The sequence below is a fragment of the Amycolatopsis sp. NPDC004747 genome (genome assembly GCF_053601335.1).
Window position 1 is genome coordinate 414310 of the sequence record NZ_JBSGBQ010000002.1, and the last position, 19671, is coordinate 433980.

The window sequence follows — 19671 nt, forward strand, 5'->3', positions numbered from 1 at the left end:
ACGTACGCACGTCGAAGGGGACTTTTCCCGCCCGCTCAGGCGGAAAAAGCCCCCTTCGGGAAGAACGTCAGCCGATCCGGACCAGCCGCGAGCCGTGCGGTGGCACCGCGGTGGCCGTCCACGAACCCCGGAACCGCCCGAGGTCCGTGCGCGCGACCAGGTCACGCACCGGCCGCGCCCCGGGAAAGTCCACCGTGATGTCCGCCGGCGTCGCACCCAGGTTGTAGACGGCGGCGTACGTCCGGCCGTCCGGAGCACGCTTGGTCCACACCTGGTGCTCGCCACCGGCCACCCGCGTCGGATAGGAACCGGCGTGGTCGACCGCGATGACCTCGGGGTTCGTCAGGATCGACACCGCGGAGGCGTCCAGGAAGTAGATGTCCCCGCCGACGTACAGCGGCGAAGAAGCCATGGACCAGAACGTCATCACGCTCTGCCGCTCGACGTCGGAGATCCCGTCCTGGATGCCGGACCCCGTGTTGTTGCTGATCGGCATCGAGTCCAGGTCCGGCCGGTACTGCGGCCCGAACACGCCCAGCCAGGCGGGCAGGTCCGCCCACCGCGCCTTCACCGAACTGTCCCAGGTGGACACCGTCTCGCAGTAGCACTCGACATCGGTGTCGACGCGCACGCCGTTCGCGTACGGCGCCAGGGAAGAGCCGATGGACCGCGGCACCGGCCACGCGCTCGCCGTCAGCCACATCGGCCGCCGCGAGTGGTCGATCGCCCTGGACCAGGCCGCGATGTCGGCGACGTTGTCCGCGGTGGTCCCGTCGACCTTGACGAAGTCGACGCCCCAGGACGCGAACCGGGCCACGATCGAGTCGTAGTACTTCTGCGCGCACGGGTTGGTGAAGTCGACCTTCCAGTTGCCGCCCCAGCCGTTCGAGGGCGTCAGCGGCCGGTACGCGATGTCCTGCGCGTGGCACGACGTCCCGAGGATCGGCGCGTTCTTGTCGTAGACCTCCTTCTCGAGCCCGGTCACGGCGTACAGGCCGAGCTTGAGCCCGAGCGAATGCACGGAGGCGGCCAGCGCCGGGATCCCGGAGGGGAACCGCGTCGGATCGGGGTCGGGGATGCCGTTGACGTCGGTGTGGAACACCCAGGCCTGCGAAGCGTTCCAGCCCGAGTCGATGTTGACGTAGGTGTAGCCGGCCGGCTTCAGCTTCGACGCCATGGCCGAAGCCGCGTCGCGGATGTGCGACTCGTTCAGCCACGAAGTGCCGTAACCCGCGCGGGTCGACGACTCCAGGCTCCAGCTGCTCCAGCCCATGAACGGCTCGGCGAACGGCGTCCGCGCGTCGGCCGGGGGGACCACCACGGAGAAAAGCCCGAGCACGGCGAGGAAAACGGAAAGGAGGCGCTTCATCGAACACTCCTCGGTAAGGGGGACCTACTCCTTGAGCCCGCTCGCCGCGATCCCGCGGACGATGAACCGCTGGGCGACCAGGAACATCGCGACCAGCGGCGCGATGGTGACGAGCGCGCCGGCGAACAGCGCCGGCAGGTTGACCGACTGCGCGGTCAGGAACGTCGAGAGCGCAATCTGCGCGGTCCACGACGACGGGTCCTGCCCGATCACCAGCGGCCACAGGAACGCGTTCCAGCTTTCGATGAACATCAGCGCGCCGAGCGAGGCGATCATGCTGCCCGAGCTGGGGAGGACCAGGCGCCGGTAGACGCCGAGGTAGCCGAGCCCGTCCAGCCGTCCGGCCTCCTCGATCTCGGCCGGGAACCGCAGGTAGAAGTTGCGGAACAGGATGACCGTGAACGCGCTGAACAGGTTCGGCGCGATGATGCCCCACTCGGTGTTGACCCCGCCCATCGAGCCGACGACGACGAACGTCGGCACGAACGTCACCGACTGCGGGATCATCAGCGTGACCAGCACGTAGGTGAAGACGAAACGCCGTCCGGGCACGTTGATCCGGGCCAGCGCGTAGCCCGCCATCGAGCCGAACAGCGTGCCGACCGGGGCCGTGACGACCGCGACCAGGAACGAGTTCCACAGAGCGTGCGCCATCGGCACCGACGCGTCGGCGAACAGGTCGCCGAAGTTCACCCACGACAGCGGGTCCGGCAGCCACGCCCAGTCCGGCGAGCTGACCTGCTGCCGCGTCATCAGCGCGTTGCGCAGCATGATGTAGAACGGCAGCAGGAAGACCACCGCGAGCACCGAGGCCAGGACGTACTTCGGCGCTTTCCGCGACACCGGCAGGACGGCCATCAGTCCTTCTTCCCGAAGCCGACGAACCGGCCCTGCAGCAGGGTGATCACCACGATGATCACGGTGAGCAGGAACGCACCCGCCGAGCCGACACCGTAGTTCTGGTCGCCGAGCGCGGAGTCGTACAGGTAGACCAGCGGCGGCTTCACCGGCGCGGTCGCCGTGCCGGAAAGCCCGGTGCCGAAGAGGTTGTAGAACTCGTCGAACGCCTGGAACGCGGCGATCAGGATCAGCAGCAGCACCGCCACCGATGTGTTCCGCAGCTGCGGCAGCGTGATGTAGCGGAAGGCCTGCCACTTCGTCGTGCCGTCCAGCTCGCCGGCTTCGTACAGCGACGGCGAGATCGCCTGCAGCCCGGCCAGGAACAGGATCATGTACAGCCCGACCTGCAGCCACAGCCGCAGCGTGACGACCGCGACCCAGTACACCGGCGGGCTCGTCGTCGACAGCCACGGCACCGGGTCGGCGCCGAACAGCCCGCCGACGACGTTCGCGACCCCCGACGGCAGGCCGTTGAACAGCGCCATCTTCCACACCAGCGCCGCGACGACATAGGACACCGCGGCCGGGATGAGGAACACCGTCCGGAAGAACGCCTTGCCCCGCTTGATGCTGTTGATCAGCACCGCGAGACCGAGCGAAGCGACGAAGGTGATCGGCACGATGAAGACCGTGAAGACCGCGATCGTCGTCAACGATGTCAGGAACGCGTCGTCGCCCAGCAGGAACGCGTAGTTGCCGAAGCCGATCCAGTTCCCGAGCGTGATGGTGCCGCGGGCGTCGTTGAAGCTGAGCAGGAAGCTCCAGCCGATGGCGACGTACTTGAACAGCCCCAGCCCGACCACGACCGGCCCGGTGAGCACCGCGAACGCGCCGATCGCCCGCCAGTCGCGACGCCGCCGACGCTTCTTCGCGGGCGCCACCGAGGCCGCCGGCGCCTCCACCACGGCGGTCATGCCAGCTGCTTGTCGACTTCGGCCTGCGCCTTCTTCGCCGCGTCGCCGAGCTCGGCGGCCGGGTCGGCCTGTCCGTTCGCGATCTTCGTCGCGGCCTGCAGGAACAGCGTCGCCGAAGCCTTGTTCCACAGCCCCGAGTAGGACTTGCCGAACTGCTGCGAGATCGTCACGGCGTCCTTCGCGGGCCCGCTGGAGAACTCGGTCGTCTGCGCCGCGACCTCCTTGCGGGCCGGGATGTGGAAGCCGTACTTGACGCACCAGTCCTTCTGCAGGTCGGCGTTCTTGATCCACAGCCAGTCGAGGTACTTCTTGACGGCGTCGAGGTTCTGGCTCTTGGCGTTGGCCAGCTGGTACCAGCCGCCGACGCGGGCGACCTGCTTGCCCGCGTCGCCGAACTTCGGCCACGCGACGACGCCGAAGTCGTCGCCCAGTGCCTTCTTGATGTCCGGCAGCGACCACAGGCCGCCCCACTGCATGGCGGTGGCGCCGTTCGCGAACGCGCCCGGGTCGGACCAGTCGGTCGGGTAGCCCTGGAGCAGGCCGCCGGTGTCGTGCAGCTGCTTGAGCCCGCCGATCGCGGCGATCGCCTCGGGCGAGGCGAAGGCGACCTTCTTGCCGCTCGAGTCGAAGAAGTCGCCGCCGGACGACCAGAGCAGGAGCGTCGCCGCCTCGCCGACGCCGTCGGTGCCGACGTAGAGGCCCTTCTGCTTGCCGTTGTTCAGCTTCCGGGTGGCTTCGAGCAGCTCGGCGAACGTCTGCGGCGGCTGCACACCCGCGGCCTGCAGCGCGCTCTTGCGGTAGTACAGCATCATGACGTCGTCGATCATCTTGACGCCGTAGACCTTGCCGTCGACGGTCACCGTGTCCAGCGCGGCCGGGCTGAAGTCGCCCTTGACCGGCCCGACCACGTCGTCGAGCGGCGCGAGCAGGCCGTTCTTGACGTTCTGGTACCGGAAGTCGCCCAGCTCGAACAGGTCGGGCGCCTGCGCGGTGAGCATCGCCGAGTTGAGCTTGGTCTCGTAGTCGCCGGCGATCCAGCTGACGTTGATCGCGATGTCCGGGTTGGCCTTGGTGAACTCCTGCGCGTACCGCTGGACCGCTTGCTGTGTCCCGGATTCGCCGTACGCGTGGTACCACTGCTGCAGCGTGACCTTCGCCCCCGAAGAGGAGGCGTTCTTGTTCAGCGGGTCCGAAGTGCAGCCCGCGAGGGCGGCACCACCGGCGAAGAGGACGGAACCGACCAGGAAGCTTCGACGATTCATGGGGCTCACAGGGCTCACTCCTTAGACGCTCTCGGCGACGAAAAGACTTTGGATGGCGACGGCGGCCGCGCCCCGCGCCCACTCCTCGAACGGCAGCGGGCGGATCACCAGGCCGCACCGGGCGGCGCTGCCGAACGCCTGGACCGCGAAGGTCCGGCGGATCTGGTCCTCGAACAGGTCGTAGGTGGCGACGCCTTCCCCGGACACGACCACCCGCTCCGGGCCGAACAGGTTGACCAGCGCGGCCAGGCCCAGCCCGATCGCGTGCCCGGCCCCGGCGAAGACCTCCCGCAGCGGCTCGTCACCGCCGCGAGCGCGCGCCACGGCGTCTTCCATGGTCAGGGCGGGTTCTCCGGAGACGTCGCGAGCGAGGGTCAGGATGGCCTCGGTGGACGCGATCGCCTCGACGCAGCCGCGGCCACCGCAGTGGCAGGGCGGCCCGCCGTCGGCGACCGGGACGTGCCCGATCTCGCCTGCCACGCCGTGCGCGCCGCGGACCAGGTCACCGTGCACCACGAGCGCGCTGCCGATCCCCGTCCCCACCGTGACCAACGCGAACGACGACGCGCCGACGCCTTCGCCGAACCACTGCTCGGCGACGGCGAGGGCCTTCACGTCGTTCTCCAGGGTCACGGTCAGCCCGGTGGCGTCTTCGAGGAGGGCCGCCAAGGAGACGTCCCGCCAGCCGAGGAACGGCGAGTACCGGACCACGCCGGACGCGCGGTCGACGTCGCCGGACACCGCGACCCCCAGGCAGTAGGCGCGCTCGCGGAGGTCGCCGGTCAGCAGCTCGCCGACGAGGTCGGCCAGGGCGCGGACGACGTGCTCGACGTCGTGGCTCGCCAGTGCGTGGTGGGCGCTGGCCCGGACGTCGGCGCGCAGGTCGGTGACCACGCCGATCAGGTCGTCGCCGGTGATCTTGACGCCCACGAAGTACTCGCGGTCCGGCCGGATGGCCAGGGGGTTCGCCGGGCGGCCCGCCCCCGGCGCGGTGCGGCCTCCGGAGGCGAGTTCTTCGAGGTAGCCGGCTTCGATGAAGGGCCGGGCCGCCTTGGTGACCGCGGCGGAGGACAGCCCCGTCCGGCGAGCGACGTCGACGCGCGACACCGGCCCTTCGGTCAGGACCGTGGTGAACACGGTCGCGGCCGCGGGGCTGGTGATCGGCGCCCTTGCCGGTGCACTGCGAGGCATGGCGGAAGAGTAGGGAGATTTAATTAACTTCGTCAAGAATTTATTTTCCCGCTGGTCGGCTCTACGCTGTCGGTCATGTCGCTCGTCGAACACGACCCCGCGCGCCGGCTTTGGCTGCTGCGCACCCCCGAGAGCTCGTACGCCTTCCGGCTGGACGCCGACGACCGCCCGCGGCACGTCCACTGGGGCCTGCCGCTCACGCTGGCCCAGGCCACGCAGGTCGCCGAGCGCCGCAACCCGGCCGACAGCAGCTTCGACGAGCCCGGCGACGAGCGGCAGGAACTCCCGGCCGAGGGCGGCGCGTTCTTCGGCGTCTCGGCGCTGGCCGTCCGGTACGCCGACGGGACTTCGGCGCTCGAGTGGCGTTACGAGGGCTTCGCGCTCGAGGACGACACGCTCGTCGTACGGCTCGCCGACCGGCACTACCCCCTCGAGCTGTCCCTGCACTACCGCGTTCGCGGTGACGTCGTCGAGCGCTGGACGTCGCTGCGGCACACCGGCCTGGAAGAGCCGATCGCCCTGCTGCGCACGGATTCCGCGTCGTGGACACTCCCCCGGCGCGAAGGCGCGCGGCTGAGCCACACCTCCGGCGCGTGGAACGGCGAGTACCGCGTGCTGCGCGAACCGCTGCCGGTCGGCGAAACCACGCTCACCAGCCGCCGCGGGGCCTCCAGCCACCAGGTCAACCCCTGGGTGATGCTCGACGACGGCGATGCCACCGAGACCGACGGCGAAGTGTGGAGCAGTGCGCTGGCGTGGAGCGGGAGCTGGCGGATCACCGTGGAGCGCACGCACACCGGCCGCGTCACGTGGACCGGCGGGTTCGGCCACGAGCACGTCGGCTGGCGGCTGCAGCCGGGCGAAACGTGGGAGACGCCGGTGTTCGCCGGGCTCTACGCCGCCGACGGCTTCGGCGGGACCAGCCGTCGGTGGCACGCGTACGTCCGCGAGTTCGTCCAGCCGCACGCGAGCGAGCTGCGGCCCATCGTCTACAACTCGTGGGAGGCGACCGGCTGGGACGTCGACGAAAAGACGGAGACCGACCTGGCCGCGGCGGCCGCGGAGCTCGGCGCGGAGCTGTTCGTCATGGACGACGGCTGGTTCGGCGCCCGCACCGGCGACTCGGCCGGCCTCGGCGACTGGATCGCCAACGACCAGCGCTTCCCGCGCGGGCTGCGGCCGCTGGCCGACGCGGTCCACGCGCACGGGATGCAGTTCGGGCTGTGGGTCGAGCCGGAGATGGTCAACCCGGACAGCGACCTCTACCGCGCGCACCCGGACTGGGTGCTGCACATGGCCAACCGGGAACGCACGACGCTGCGCAACCAGCTCGTGCTGAACTTCGCGCGCCCCGACGTCGCCGACTGGGCCCACAAGTGGCTCGACGGCCTGGTCCGCGAGCACGGCATCGACTACCTCAAGTGGGACATGAACCGCGCGTTCACCGAGGCGGGCTGGCCCGAAGCCGGGCCGGACGCGCAGCGGCTGTGGGTGGGCCACATCCGGGCGGTGTACGCGATCCTGGACCGGCTGCGCGCCGACCACCCGGACCTGCGGATCCAGGGCTGCGCGGGCGGCGGCGGGCGCACCGACCTCGGCATCCTCGCGCGCACCGACGAGATCTGGGCGTCGGACAACACCGACGCCGCCGACCGGATCACCATCCAGCACGGCTACGGCCAGCTCTACCCGGCGGGCACGATGTCGGCCTGGGTGACCGACAGCCCGAACCCGGCCACCCACCGGGAGGCGCCGCTGAGCTTCCGGTTCCACGTGGCGATGGCGGGCGTGCTCGGCCTGGGCGGCGACCTGCCGCGCTGGACCCCGGACGAACTGGCCGAAGCGGCGTCGCTCGTGGCGCTGTACAAGGAGATCCGGCCCGTGGTGCAGCACGGCACGCTGTACCGGCTGGCGGATCCGGCGGTCGCGGCGCTGACGGCGGTGCAGTACGTGCTGGGCGGTTCCGTGGTCGTCTTCTTCTGGCGACGGCCCACGGAGTTCGCGCGGCCGGTCACCCCGCCGCGGCTCGCGGGGCTGGATCCGGCCGGGCAGTACCGCGATCAGGACGGCGTCGTGCACCACGGGGCCGTGCTGCTGAGCCACGGGCTCGACGTCTCGTTGCCGGGAAGCGGGTACGCGAGTGCGGTGGTGCGGCTGACGCGCGTGGCGTGAATTGTCGGTGGGGTGATTTAGGCTGTCGTCGTGGCCAAGATCGCGGTGACCCGATGGATTCCCGACGACGCGGTGAAGCTCCTCGCCGAAGCAGGTGACGTGGAGGTCTCCCCCGCCGATCGTCCGCTGACGCCTGCGGAACTGCACGAGTTCGCCGCCGGCGCGTCGGCGGTGGTCGGGATGCTGCACGACCGGCTCGACGGCGCGCTGGCCGACGCCGCCGGTCCCGGGCTGAAGGTGGTCGCGAACGTCGCGGTCGGGTACGACAACGTCGACGTCCCGGCGCTGGCTTCGCGCGGCGTCGTCGTCACCAACACGCCAGGCGTGCTCACCGACGCCACCGCCGACCTCGCCTTCGGGCTGCTGCTGGCCGTCACGCGGCGCCTCGGCGAGGGCGAACGGCTGCTGCGCTCGCGCACGCCGTGGTCGTTCCACCTCGGCTTCCTGCTCGGCTCCGGGCTGCAGGGCAAGACGATGGGCATCGTCGGGTTCGGGCAGATCGGGCGGGCGATGGCTCGCCGGGCATCGGCGTTCGGGATGCCGGTCGTCTACTCGGGACGATCCAAAAAGGACACAGACGCCGAGTACGTGTCGTTCGAAGAGCTGCTGGCGCGTTCGGACGTCGTCTCGCTGCACTGCCCGCTGACGCCCGAGACGCGGCACCTGATCGACGCCGCCGCGTTGCGCGCCATGAAACCGGGCGCGTACCTGGTGAACACGACCCGCGGCCCGGTCGTCGACGAAGCCGCGCTGGCCGATGCGCTGGAAGCCGGGGAGATCGCCGGCGCCGCGCTCGACGTGTTCGAAAAGGAGCCCGAGGTCGAACCGCGGCTGCTCGGCCGGGACGACGTCGTGCTCAGCCCGCACCTGGGCTCGGCGACGGTCGAGACCCGCACCGCGATGGCCGTGCTGGCCGCGCGCAACGTCGCGGCGGTGCTCGCCGGGCGTCCCCCGCTGACGGAGGTGAAGCCGTGACCCGGGTCGTCATCGCGCCCGACAAGTTCAAGGGCAGTCTCACCGCGGTCGAGGCCGCGGAGGCGATCGCGCTCGGCGTGCGCGATGCCCTGCCGGCGGCGGAGATCGTGACGTGCCCGGTCGCCGACGGCGGCGAAGGCACCCTGGACGTGCTGGAAGCCGCGGGCGCGCGGGTCGTGCGGCTGTCGGTGCGCGGGCCGCTCGAGGAACAGGTCAAGGCGCGGTACGCGGTGCTGGACGGCACGGCGTACATCGAGTCGGCGCGCGCGTGCGGGATCGAATTCGTCGATCCTTCGCCGGCGACGGCGCTGGCCGCGCACACCTGGGGCGTCGGCGAGCTCCTGGCGGACGCGGTGGTGCACGGCGCGAAGCGGCTCGTGCTCACGGTCGGCGGCACGGCCAGCACCGACGGCGGGGCCGGCATGCTGGGCGCGCTCGGCGCCGGCGTGCTCGACGCGTTCGGCGCGCCCGTCGGCCTGGGCGGCGGAACGCTGACGCGGGTGGCGTCGACGGAGCTGACCCCGGTGCGCGAGCGGCTGGACGGCGTGCAGGTGGCGGTCGCGACCGACGTGACGAACCCGTTGCTGGGCCCGGAAGGCGCGGCGGCGGTGTTCGGGCCGCAGAAGGGGGCGGGGCCGTCGGAGGTGGCGCTGCTCGACGAGGGCCTGGGGCGGTGGGCGCACGCGCTGCAGGTGGGCGGCGCGCCGGACGTCAGCCGGGTGCCGGGGGCGGGCGCGGGCGGCGGGGTCGCGGCGGCGGCGATCGCCCTGGGTGCGTCGGTCGAGTCCGGGTTCGACCTGATCGCGGGACTGACCGGGGTCGACGCGGCGCTCGAAGGCGCGGATCTGGTCATCACGGGCGAAGGATCGCTCGACGAGCAGAGCTTGCACGGCAAGGCCCCGGCGGGAATCGCCGACCGGGCGCGGCCGCGCGGGGTGCCGTTGCTGGCGTTGGCCGGGCGGATCCAGCTGGACGCGGCCGGCCTGGCGCGGCTGGGGGTGGTGGGGAGCAGCGCGTTGATCGACCACGCGCCTTCGCTGGACTATGCCCGGCAGCATGCGGCGGAGTTGCTTCGGGCCCGTGCCGCGGAGCTGGTTCGCGCTTGGCAGGACGGGTGACCACGGCACACGATTCGCCCTGGAGCGAAGCGGGACAGGAGAACGGCGATTAGAGCCCCGCGAGCGAACGAGCCTTCCGCACCCGATGAGCGAAAGGCCCGTCCGCCGCGGTCAGCTCGTGTGCTGGGGCAGCACCGCGAACGCCACGCCGCCCGCTTCGTCCTCCTGGACGTCGAGCACCTTGTCGTCCAGCAGCGCTGCCGCCTGGGGTTCGAGGAACACCTTCGGGCCTTCCTCGGCACCCAGCACGCTGTCGCCCTCCGCCGGCTCGGGGGCCACTGACAGCGCCAGCTGGGCGCTTTCGCCGTCGGCGTTCTGGACCGCCAGGCGGAGTCCGGCTTCCCCCTCGCCCTGGCTGGTCAACGCGGTGATCGCCTCGGCGGCGGCTTCGGTCACGGTCAGCATTTTCGGCCTTCCCTTCGTCGCGGTCCGATGTTTTCCCCACGCTAGGGGCCCCCGAACGGACGTGCAGTCTGAGCGGATCAGCCCTGCCGCGCCGCGCGAATGGCGTCCGCCACCGATTCGCCCGCGTAGTCCGTCGTCTCGCGGCGGCCCTGGTTCGAGTGACGACGAGGCACCGACTCCTCCGGGACGACCGGCTCGAAGTCCGGTGGCGCGTCCTCGATCGTCTCGTCGAGCTCGGCCGCGGGCGTCGCCGCGAGCGGGCGCTCCGGGACCGGCTCCGGTTCGGCGTCCGGCACCTCTTCGGCCAGGCGCTGGTCCATCGGCTCGCCTTCGCGGATCTCCCGCGGTGTCGTGCCGTAGCGGTTCGCGGCGCTCCAGTGCTCGGGCGGCTCGATGCCCTCTTCGAGCGAGTCCACGCGCAGTTCGTCCTCGTCCAGCGCCTCGCTGGGGCTCAAGCTCTGCGGTTCGGCCGAGTCACGGTCACTCACTGGCCCTCCTGGCCCATCGGGAAATTGCCGTCGCCGGTGACCTACCCCGGCCGGGCGGCCCGCGAAACCCGGCGGTGTCACCGGGATCACATTCCTTCAACCGGTTTAACACATTCACAAGTTTGTGAACGCGAGGTAGGTTGGGATCATGGCCACCACCAGGTGCGCACCGGACCACCGGCTGCTCGCCACCGACCCGGACCGGCACCACGAGCTCGGCACGCACGCCGCGTGGTACGTCGTGGCCGGCGTAGTGACAACCGGCGTCCAGGCCGTTCTGTTCCTCCTCCTGCGCGACGAGCTCGGCTCCCAGGTGGCGAACCTGGTCGCGATCGCGCTCACCACGGTCGGGAACACCGAGTTCCACCGCCGCGTCACCTTCGCCGGACGCCCGAGCAACGCCGGGAAGCGGCACCTGCAGGACCTGCTCACCTTCGCCTTCTACGCCGGGTACGGCTCGGCCGTGCTGGCGCTGCTCGACGCCTTCGTCGACCGGCCGACGTCGTGGGAGGAGACCGGCACGCTACTGCTGGCCAGCCTGGTCGGCGGGTTCGTGCGGTTCGCCGTGCTGCGCTGGTGGGTCTTCGCGCACCGCACCGGACCGGCCGCGGCCGCCCACACCGGCTAGCGTCTGCGGGCGTGGCCTCGGACGAGACAGCGCGGGACGACACAAAGCGGGATGACACGAAGCGGGATGACACCGAGCGGGACGGCATCAAGCCCCACGCGGGCGGCACCGAACCTGACTACCGCTTCACGCTGGCCAACGAACGCACCTTCCTCGCCTGGCTCCGCACGGCCCTCGGCCTTCTCGCGGGCGGCGTCGCGGTGCACCAGCTGGTGCCGTCGCCGGCCCCGGCGAGCGCGGTGCTCGCCGGGCTGTGCGTCGCGCTGGCCGCCGTCCTCGCCGCGACCGCGTACCCGCGGTGGCGGCGGGTGCAGATCGCGATGCGAGCCGGTCGGCCGCTGCCGCCGAGCCGGATGATCCTGGCGCTCACCGGCGGCCTGCTGACGCTCATCGTCGCCGCGGCCGTGCTGCTGGTGCTCTCGTGAGTGACACGAAAGGCTGCGGACGGTGACGGCCGGGAAAAACGGCCCGTCCGCCCGGCCTTCCCGCCGAGCCACGTGGCCTGCTCCGGACGAGAGGCCGGGCCGGACGCGAATACCGCTGGTTCGCGATTATCGTGACGTCAAAAGTACCGACACACCCGCCGAGATCCGGCCGTGACCACCCCCGGCGGCGCCCAAGCCGAGCGCACCGGGCTCGCCTGGCGGCGAACCGCACTGGCGTCCGCCGCCTGCACGGTACTGCTCCTGCACTCCGCCGCCCAGCGCCATTGGGGTGGCACGCTGGTCCCGGTGTTGCTCGCCGCCGCGACATCTGCCCTGCTCGCAGCCATCGGAAGGCACCGCGAACGGGCCTTGCGCGCCACCGAACCAGGGCCGCCGAGCCCCTTGCTCCCCGCAATCGCGTCGCTCGCCGTGACCATGACGGCCGCTTCCGTGGTCGTCTTCCACTGACGAGTGAACTCGGCACATCCTGAAACCGATTAATCGCAATGTGCGGGCGCGGGTCGCGGGAACATCACGGTCGATACTGCTAACGGGGTATTGGTCGTTGAAATCTGGACTGACCCGCCTGGAGGTGCTTACGATTACCCTGCGTCGCACGGACCGCAGATCGGCCCCGATCCACCGGAGCATCTGCGATGGATCAGTTACGGAGTGTTGAACCCCCGGCAGCGACGGTCGAGGGTCGGCCGGGGAGACGACCATGACAGCACCGCCGAGGACCACCGAAGAATCCGCTTCCAGCCTTCGCGATTATCGCACTCCGGAGTCATTGCCCCGCCCGGGCGGCCGGCTCACCAAGGAGGACCTCGACCCCCTCGTCAAGGACGCGGGCGAGGGCAACCCGGCGGCGATCCACTCGCTGCTGCAGATGATCGAGCCGGTGGTGGTCCGCTACTGCCGCGCGCGCATGGGCGGGCGCGACCTCTCCTACCTGTCGGCCGACGACGTCGCCCAGGAGGTCTGCCTCGCCGTGCTGAAGGCCCTGCCCGACTACCAGGACCGCGGCGGCTCCTTCCTCTACCTGGTCCACGCGATCGCGGCCAACAAGGTCGCCGACGCCTACCGCGCCGTCGCCCGCGACCGCTCCGAGCCCGTCCCCGAGCTCCCGGAGAGCCCGCACGTGGCCGGCAACGAGCCCGAGAGCCACGCGCTGCACCTCGACCTCGGCGCCCGCCTCGGCCGGCTGCTCGCCTCCCTGCCCCGGGTGCAGCAGGAGATCCTGACCCTGCGCATCGCCGTCGGCTTCTCGGCCTCCGAGACCGCCGAAGCGCTCGGGATCTCCGCGGGCAACGTCCGCGTGACGCAGCACCGCGCCCTGACCCGGCTGCGCGGCATGATCCACGACGACGAGTTCTGACGCAGACCACACCGGCGGGCGGGCGGGGTGACCTTTTTTACCCCCTGGAGGAGGTGGCCCCGCCCGCGTCCAGCCGGTACGCCGTGCGCGCGTTGTGCTCGAAGACGGCCAGGCGCTCGGCGTCGGACAACGAGCCCGTCAGGGCGATCGCCGCGTCGAGGACCACCTCGTAGGACGCCGCCAGTTCGCACACCGGCCAGTCCGAGCCGAACAGCAGGCGCTCCGGGCCGAACACGTCCAGCACGTGGTCGACGTACCGGCGCAGGTGCCCCACCTCCCAGCCCGACCAGTCCGCTTCGGTGACGAGCCCGGACAGCTTGCACACGACGTTTTCGCGCGCCGCGAGCGCGGCCACGCCGGACGCCCAGGGCTCCCACTCCCCCGCCGCGATCGGGGGCTTCGCCGCGTGGTCGAGGACCAGGCGCAGCTCCGGCAGGCGCAGCGCCACCTCGGCCGCGGCCGGCAGCTGCGCGGGGCGGACCAGCAGGTCGAACGCCAATCCCGCCGCGGCCACCGTGCTCAGCCCGGCGACCACCTCCGGGCGCAGCAGCCAGTCGTCGTCCGGCTCGCCCTCGACCTGGTGCCGGATCCCGACCAGGGGACCGTCGAGCGCCGCCAGCCGGTCGGCGACGTCTGCGGCGGTGAAGTCCACCCAGCCGACCACGCCCGCGATCACCGGCTCCGCGGCCGCGGTCGCGAGGAACTCCGCCGTCTCCTCTTCCGAAGACACCGTCTGGACCAGGACGGTCGCGTGCACGCCCGCCGCCTTGGTCACCGCGCGCAGGTCGTCGACGGTGTACGGACGGCGGATCGGGTCCATCGCCGTCCCCGCCATCCACGGGTACTCGCGCCGCGAGGGGTCCCACAGGTGGTGGTGCGCGTCGATCATGAGACTCCTTCGGCGATGACGACGTCGGCGCGCAGCAGGCCCGCGTCGACCAGCTCGGTCCACAAGGACGGCGGCACCACCGCCCGCGCCCGCCGCGCGTTCACGGTGACCTGGTCCGGATCGTGCGCGCCGACGACCACCGACGCCACCGCGGGATGCGCCATCGGCAGCGCCAGCGCCGCTTCCGGCAGCTCGACGCCGTGCCGCGCGCAGATCCCGGCGATCCGCCCGGCCCGCTCGACCAGCTCCGCGGGCGCTTCGGCGTAGTCGTAGACCCGGCCCGGTTCGGCGGTCGCCAGTATCCCGCCGTTGAAGGCGCCGCCGACCACCACGCGGACGTCCCGCGAAGCGCACAGCGGGAACAGCTCGTCCAGCGCGGGCTGGTCGAGCAGCGTGTAGCGGCCGGCCACCAGCAGGACGTCGAGGTCGGTGCGGCGGACGAACTCGGCCAGCATCGGCGTCTGGTTCATCCCGGCGCCGAACGCGCCGATCACGCCCTGCTCGCGCAGTTCGCGCAACGCCGGGAACGCCCCGGACACCGCCTCCTCGAAGTGGTCGTCGGGGTCGTGGACGTAGACGATGTCGACGCGGTCGAGCCCGAGCCGGGTCAAGCTGTCGTCCAGGGACCGCAGAACGCCGTCGCGGCTGAAGTCCCACCGGCGCCGGTACGCCGCCGGGACGGCGAAGCCCTGGTCGTCCCGGTCGCCGGCGCCGCCGGGGTTCGGTTCCAGCACGCGGCCGACCTTCGTCGAGACCACGTACTCGGCGCGGGGGTAGGAACGCAGGACCGCGCCCAGCCGGGCCTCCGACAGGCCGAGGCCGTAGTGCGGTGCGGTGTCGAAGTAGCGGACGCCCTCGTCCCACGCGCGACGGACGGTCGCGGCGGCCGTCTCGTCGCTGATCGCGTGGTACAGGTTGCCCAGCTGCGCGCAGCCGAGACCCAGCGGGGACAGGGGAAGTTCCAACGCGGTCACTCCTTCACCGGCGGTTCCCAGACCCCTCCGGGGCCGGTGTCGTCGCCGGAGCAGTCGTCTTCGAGGACGTGGAACGGGGCGGGACCGTTACGCCCGGGTCCGGCCCGGGGGTGCGGGGCCACCCGTTCCGGTGGGCGCCGGTGGGTCATCGCCCCCTCCTCCGCCGGGACATGGCACGCTGGGGACCACCACCGAAACATCCGAGGTCTGTTGCAGGGAAGGCGGACGCGATGCCCGTCACCGATGTCGCGATCGACAAGATCAAGGACATGATCATCTCCGGCGAGCTGGCGCCGGGCGACCGGCTGCCGAAGGAGGCCGAGCTGGCCCAGCGGCTCGGGCTTTCGCGCAGTTCCCTGCGGGAGGCCGTGAAGGCGTTGTGCCTGATCAGGGTGCTCGACGTCCGCCAGGGCGACGGCACGTACGTCACCAGCCTCGAGCCCAACCTGCTGCTCGACGCCATGACGTTCGTGGTCGACTTCCACCGCGACGACACCGTGCTGGACTTCCTGGCCGTGCGCCGGATCCTCGAGCCCGCCGCGACCGCGCTGGCCGCGCTGCACATGAGCGACGCCGACATCGCGGAGCTGGGCGCGCTGCTCAGCGAGCTGGAGGACTCGCCGACGGTGGAAGCGCTGGTCGCCAACGACCTGCAGTTCCACCGCAAGATCGCCGACGGCTCCGGCAACCCGGTGCTCTGCTCGCTGCTCGACAGCCTCTCCGGCCCGACCGCCCGCGCCCGGATCTGGCGCGGTCTCACGCAGGAGGGCGCGGTCGCGAAGACCCGCGAGCAGCACACGGCGATCTACGAGGCCATCGCCGCGCGCGAGCCGGAGCTGGCCCGCTCGTGGGCGACCGTGCACGTCGCCGGCGTGGAGCAGTGGCTGCGCAACGCCCTGGGCACCGCGGACGACCCGACCGTGCCCGATTCGGACGACGGGCCGGCCGCGGCTGCTTCCTGACAGTGATCCGATGATCACGGCGTGACCATCAGGTCTGGGGCTTTCCACCCGCGTAGCGGGCGATGATCAGCGCGACCAGGATGATGGCGCCGTAGATCGCCCCCTGCCACTCCGCCGTCACGTGCGCGTAGTTGAGCAGGCTGGACACCGACGACAGCAGCAGGACGCCGGTGAGGGCGCCCACGAGGGTGCCCTTGCCGCCGTCGAGCGAGACACCGCCGATCACCGCCGCCGCGAACACCTGCAGGATCATCCCGGATCCCTGGTTCGCGCCCAAGGCCCCGACGTACCCGGTGTACGCGAGCCCGCCGATCGCCGCCAGGATCCCGGCGACGACGAACACCGCCCACGCGATCCGGTCGACGCGCACGCCGGCCGCCCGCGCGGCTTCGCGGTTGCCGCCGATCGCGTACAGCGCGCGGCCGACGCGGTGGTAGCGCAGCACCCAGCCGGCCACGGCGAACAGCAGCGCCGCCAGCCACACCGACATCGGCAGCCCGGCGAACGTCGTCGTCGCCAGGTTCGTGAACGAGTCCGGCAGGTTGAACAGCGTCTTGCCCTTGGTCGAGCCGACCTGGACCCCACGCAGCACGGTGAGCATGGCCAGGGTGACGATGAAGGCGTTCAGCTTCAGCTTCACGATCAGGAAGCCGTTGACGAACCCGACCAAAGCCCCGCACAGCGGGATGATCAACAGGCCGAGCGCGGCGGGCAGTTCGACGCCGAAGCCGGCCGAAGCCGCCGGGATCACCACCATCGCGCCCAGCGCGGGCGCCAGGCCCATCGTGGATTCCAGCGACAGGTCGAACTTCCCGGTGATGAGCACCAGCGATTCGCCGAGCACGACCAGCGAGAGCGCCGCTGACGCGGTCAGGATGCTGACGATGTTGCTCCAGCCGACGAACGTGTCGTCGACCAGGCCGCCGATCACGAACACCACGACCAGGGCGGGCAGGAGCGCGAGTTCACGCAGCCAGACGGCCTTGCGCCGGCGCGGTGGCGCGGGCAGCTGCGTCGTGGGAGAGGTCATCACGTCGGTCACGAAAGCTCGACTCCTTCGATGTCGGCCACGAGGTCGCCGTCGGACCACCCGGCCTGGTGTTCGGCGACCACGGCCCCGGCGCGCAGCACCAGGACCCGGTCGCTCAGGCGCAGGTCGTCGAGCTCGTCGCTGACGATCAGCACCGCCTTGCCCTCGGCGCGCACCCGGTCCACGACCGCGAGCAGCGCCTCCTTCGACTTCACGTCCACCCCGGCGGTCGGGTTGATCAGCACGACCACCCGCGGGTCGCTCAGCAGCGCCCGCGCCAGCACGACCTTCTGCTGGTTGCCGCCGGAGAGGTCCGACACCGGCTGGTCGGCGCCCGCGGCCACGATGTCGTAGTCCTTCAGCGCCTGCGCCGCTTTCGCGTACCGCGTCGAGGGTGAAGCGATCCCGCCGCGGCCCAGCTTGTCCAGGATGGACATCGTGGCGTTGTCGGCGATCGAGTGCTCGAGGACCAGGCCCTCGTGGTGCCGGTCGCGGGGCACGCAGCCGATCCCGGCTCGCAGCGCCGCCGGGATGTCACCGGGCCGCAACGGCGAGCCGTCGACGTGGATCGTGCCCGCGGACGGCGTCCGCAGGCCGTAGACCGTCTCGGCGACCTGGTGTTTCCCGCTGGCGTTGCTGCCCGCCAGCCCGACGACCTCGCCGCGACGCAGCCGGAACGAGACGTCCCGGAAGCCGTCGCCGGACAGTCCGTCCACCGAAAGGATCTCCGTGGCTTCCGCGTCGAGCGCCTCGCGGGAAGCGGCGTCACGGACCGAGAGGCCGCCGGGCTCGCCGGTCATCGCGTCGACCAGTTCCGCGCGGCCCACCTCGGCGACCGGCGCGGTGAGCACGTGCTTCGCGTCGCGCAGCACGGTCACGGCCTGGCAGACCTCGTACACCTCGTGCAGGTGGTGGGAGATGAACAGGAACGTCACCCCGCCCGCCTGCATCTGGCGCATCCGGTCGAAGAGCCGCTCGATGGCCTGGCTGTCGAGCTGCGCGGTCGGTTCGTCGAGGACGATGAACCGGGCGCCGTAGGACAGCGCGCGGGCGATCTCGACGAACTGCCGGTCCTCGACCGAGAGGTCCCCGGCCGGGGTGTCGACGTCGACGTGCACGTCCCACGAGTCGAGCAGATCGCGGGCCTTGCGCCGCAACGACTTCCAGCCGATCGAGAACCCGCCGCCGGCCTGCCGGTTGAGGAACAGGTTCTCGGCGACGGTGAGCTGCGGGACGACCATCGCGTGCTGGTACACGCAGGCGACGCGCGCCTTCCACTCGTCCTGTCTGGACAGTGGCGGGGCCGGCTCGCCGCCGAACTCGACGTGCCCGGTGTCCGTGGCGGACAGGCCGGTGAGGATGGAGACGAGCGTCGACTTGCCGGCCCCGTTGCGCCCGACGAGCGCGTGCGACTCGCCGGGGTGCACGGTGAGGCTCACGTCGTGGAGCGCCACGGTCGGGCCGTAGCGCTTCCCGACGCCTACCGCGCTGACCACCGGGACGGCGGTTTCGCCGGCGGGCAGCGCGGTCACAGGTTGTTCCCCCAGAGGGCCTTGTCGTCCACGTTGGCCTTGGTGATGACGGGCGCGGGCAGCTGGTCCTCGAGGACGCCGGGGCTGATCTCGACGATGGTGCTGTCGTGGTCGGTCGGGCCCGGCTTGAACGTCTCGCCCGCCATGGCCTTCTTCAGCCAGTACAGGCCGTACTTCGCGTACGCGTCGGCCGGCTGGGACACCGTGGCGTCCAGCTCGCCGGCGCGGATCGCGGCCAGCTCCTGCGGGATGCCGTCGTTGGAGACGAGCACGATGTGCTTCGGGTCCCCGACCGGGAAGAACAGGTTCTTGCGCTTGAGCGCCTGCTCGGTCGGCGCCAGGTAGACGCCGCCGGCCTGCATGTAGACGCCCTTGATGTCCGGGTTCGCGGTCAGCATGCTGTCCAGCCCCGAGGACGCCTTGTCGGCCTTCCACTCGGCCGGGATCTCCAGCACCTGGATGCCGGGATACTTGGACTTCATGCAGTCGCGGAAGGCTTCCGAGCGGTCGCGGCCGTTGACCGAGGCCAGGTCGCCCATGATCTGCACGACCTTGCCGGACTTGACCTTCTCGCCGATCGCTTCGCACGCCTTGGTGCCGTAGGCCTTGTTGTCGGCCCGCACCACCATCGCGACCTTGCCGCTTTCGGGGGCGACGTCGACCGCGACCACCGGCACGCCCTTGTTCTCCGCCTGCTTGAGCCCGGCGACGATGGCGGCGGAATCCAGCGGCGTCACGACCAGGCCCTTGACGCCCTGGTTGAGGAAGGTGCCGATGTCGGTGATCAGCTTCGCGGGGTCGCTGTCGGCGTTGACCGTCGGGAGGACGTCGACGCCCTCTTCCTTGGCCATCTTGGGCACGTAGTTGTTGTAGGCCTGCCAGAACGGCGAAGTAAGCAGGGGCAGCGTCGCGCCGACCTTGCCGCCCGCGCCGCCACCCGCCGCGGGCGCCGCCGCGTTGTCCTTTGTGGACCCGCAGGCGGCCAGTACCAGGCCGCAGGCGGCGACGGCGGCCACCTTGATCACCTTCGTGCGCACAGCATCCTCCTTGATGACGGCG

Annotated in this window: 20 protein-coding genes; 8 read left to right on the forward strand and 12 right to left on the reverse strand. The window is 71.2% G+C overall.

The features are described 5' to 3' along the window. Positions 1 to 67: 67 nt before the first annotated feature. The 5 genes from ACWEGE_RS04320 to ACWEGE_RS04340 are packed head-to-tail and all read right to left on the reverse strand — an operon-like array spanning position 68 to position 5636. Positions 68 to 1369: a glycoside hydrolase family 27 protein gene (locus ACWEGE_RS04320; protein WP_449658978.1), complete on the reverse strand. Its 1302-nt coding sequence runs from the start codon at positions 1367 to 1369 to the stop codon at positions 68 to 70. A gap of 24 nt (positions 1370 to 1393) precedes the next feature. Continuing rightward, positions 1394 to 2227: a carbohydrate ABC transporter permease gene (locus ACWEGE_RS04325; RefSeq protein WP_449658979.1), complete on the reverse strand. Its 834-nt coding sequence runs from the start codon at positions 2225 to 2227 to the stop codon at positions 1394 to 1396. Further along, positions 2227 to 3183 (reverse strand): carbohydrate ABC transporter permease, encoded by a 957-nt coding sequence (locus ACWEGE_RS04330; RefSeq protein ID WP_449658980.1) that lies wholly within the window; start codon positions 3181 to 3183, stop codon positions 2227 to 2229. Before ACWEGE_RS04330 ends, ACWEGE_RS04325 begins: the two co-directional genes overlap by 1 nt. Continuing rightward, positions 3180 to 4445: an ABC transporter substrate-binding protein gene (locus tag ACWEGE_RS04335; protein WP_449658981.1), complete on the reverse strand. Its 1266-nt coding sequence runs from the start codon at positions 4443 to 4445 to the stop codon at positions 3180 to 3182. The genes ACWEGE_RS04330 and ACWEGE_RS04335 overlap by 4 nt, the downstream gene beginning before the upstream one ends. A gap of 21 nt (positions 4446 to 4466) precedes the next feature. Then, positions 4467 to 5636 (reverse strand): ROK family protein, encoded by a 1170-nt coding sequence (locus ACWEGE_RS04340; RefSeq protein ID WP_449658982.1) that lies wholly within the window; start codon positions 5634 to 5636, stop codon positions 4467 to 4469. 75 nt (positions 5637 to 5711) lie between these two features. Between ACWEGE_RS04340 and ACWEGE_RS04345 the strand changes: the two genes are divergently transcribed. The 3 genes from ACWEGE_RS04345 to ACWEGE_RS04355 are packed head-to-tail and all read left to right on the forward strand — an operon-like array spanning position 5712 to position 9901. Next, positions 5712 to 7808 carry an alpha-galactosidase gene (locus ACWEGE_RS04345; protein ID WP_449658983.1) on the forward strand — a complete coding sequence of 699 codons (2097 nt, stop codon included), beginning with the start codon at positions 5712 to 5714 and terminating at the stop codon, positions 7806 to 7808. Positions 7809 to 7838: 30 nt separating this feature from the next. Beyond that, positions 7839 to 8783, forward strand: coding sequence for a 2-hydroxyacid dehydrogenase (locus ACWEGE_RS04350; protein ID WP_449658984.1), 945 nt, complete (start codon positions 7839 to 7841; stop codon positions 8781 to 8783). Further along, positions 8780 to 9901: a glycerate kinase gene (locus tag ACWEGE_RS04355; RefSeq protein WP_449658985.1), complete on the forward strand. Its 1122-nt coding sequence runs from the start codon at positions 8780 to 8782 to the stop codon at positions 9899 to 9901. The genes ACWEGE_RS04350 and ACWEGE_RS04355 overlap by 4 nt, the downstream gene beginning before the upstream one ends. 111 nt (positions 9902 to 10012) lie before the next feature. On the opposite strand, the gene ACWEGE_RS04360 is transcribed toward ACWEGE_RS04355, so the two are convergent. Both ACWEGE_RS04360 and ACWEGE_RS04365 read right to left on the reverse strand, forming a co-directional pair. Next, on the reverse strand, positions 10013 to 10306 hold the full coding sequence (locus ACWEGE_RS04360) for an iron-sulfur cluster biosynthesis family protein (RefSeq protein ID WP_003070074.1): 294 nt from the start codon (positions 10304 to 10306) through the stop codon (positions 10013 to 10015). A 77-nt stretch (positions 10307 to 10383) separates the two neighbouring features. After that, on the reverse strand, positions 10384 to 10794 hold the full coding sequence (locus tag ACWEGE_RS04365) for a hypothetical protein (RefSeq protein ID WP_449658986.1): 411 nt from the start codon (positions 10792 to 10794) through the stop codon (positions 10384 to 10386). A 148-nt stretch (positions 10795 to 10942) separates the two neighbouring features. Between ACWEGE_RS04365 and ACWEGE_RS04370 the strand changes: the two genes are divergently transcribed. The 4 genes from ACWEGE_RS04370 (at position 10943) to shbA (ending at position 13225) form a co-directional block, all read left to right on the forward strand. Continuing rightward, the gene (locus ACWEGE_RS04370; RefSeq protein WP_449658987.1) at positions 10943 to 11422 is read left to right on the forward strand and encodes a GtrA family protein; all 480 of its coding nucleotides are present in this window, start codon (positions 10943 to 10945) and stop codon (positions 11420 to 11422) included. Between the two features lie 86 nt (positions 11423 to 11508). Then, on the forward strand, positions 11509 to 11847 hold the full coding sequence (locus ACWEGE_RS04375; protein ID WP_449659084.1) for a YidH family protein: 339 nt from the start codon (positions 11509 to 11511) through the stop codon (positions 11845 to 11847). A gap of 171 nt (positions 11848 to 12018) precedes the next feature. Next, the gene (locus ACWEGE_RS04380; protein ID WP_449658988.1) at positions 12019 to 12315 is read left to right on the forward strand and encodes a DUF202 domain-containing protein; all 297 of its coding nucleotides are present in this window, start codon (positions 12019 to 12021) and stop codon (positions 12313 to 12315) included. Between the two features lie 253 nt (positions 12316 to 12568). Then, entirely contained in the window at positions 12569 to 13225 is a 657-nt protein-coding gene (shbA, locus tag ACWEGE_RS04385) for an RNA polymerase sigma factor ShbA (RefSeq protein WP_449658989.1), read from the forward strand. Between the two features lie 37 nt (positions 13226 to 13262). On the opposite strand, the gene ACWEGE_RS04390 is transcribed toward shbA, so the two are convergent. Next, positions 13263 to 14114 (reverse strand): amidohydrolase family protein, encoded by an 852-nt coding sequence (locus ACWEGE_RS04390; protein WP_449658990.1) that lies wholly within the window; start codon positions 14112 to 14114, stop codon positions 13263 to 13265. Beyond that, a complete protein-coding gene (locus tag ACWEGE_RS04395) occupies positions 14111 to 15079 on the reverse strand; it encodes an aldo/keto reductase (RefSeq protein WP_449658991.1) in 969 nt (322 codons plus the stop codon). Before ACWEGE_RS04395 ends, ACWEGE_RS04390 begins: the two co-directional genes overlap by 4 nt. A gap of 239 nt (positions 15080 to 15318) precedes the next feature. Between ACWEGE_RS04395 and ACWEGE_RS04400 the strand changes: the two genes are divergently transcribed. After that, positions 15319 to 16050, forward strand: a complete 732-nt coding sequence (locus tag ACWEGE_RS04400) for a FadR/GntR family transcriptional regulator (protein ID WP_449658992.1) — start codon at positions 15319 to 15321, stop codon at positions 16048 to 16050. A 28-nt stretch (positions 16051 to 16078) separates the two neighbouring features. On the opposite strand, the gene ACWEGE_RS04405 is transcribed toward ACWEGE_RS04400, so the two are convergent. Genes ACWEGE_RS04405 through ACWEGE_RS04415 form a run of 3 tightly spaced genes read right to left on the reverse strand, consistent with a single transcriptional unit; the run spans position 16079 to position 19649 of the window. Further along, complete coding sequence (locus tag ACWEGE_RS04405; RefSeq protein ID WP_449658993.1) at positions 16079 to 17092, reverse strand: ABC transporter permease; 1014 nt, start codon at positions 17090 to 17092, stop codon at positions 16079 to 16081. Then, positions 17089 to 18612, reverse strand: coding sequence for a sugar ABC transporter ATP-binding protein (locus tag ACWEGE_RS04410; RefSeq protein WP_449658994.1), 1524 nt, complete (start codon positions 18610 to 18612; stop codon positions 17089 to 17091). Before ACWEGE_RS04410 ends, ACWEGE_RS04405 begins: the two co-directional genes overlap by 4 nt. Next, positions 18609 to 19649, reverse strand: a complete 1041-nt coding sequence (locus tag ACWEGE_RS04415; protein ID WP_449658995.1) for a sugar ABC transporter substrate-binding protein — start codon at positions 19647 to 19649, stop codon at positions 18609 to 18611. Before ACWEGE_RS04415 ends, ACWEGE_RS04410 begins: the two co-directional genes overlap by 4 nt. Positions 19650 to 19671 lie beyond the last annotated feature (22 nt).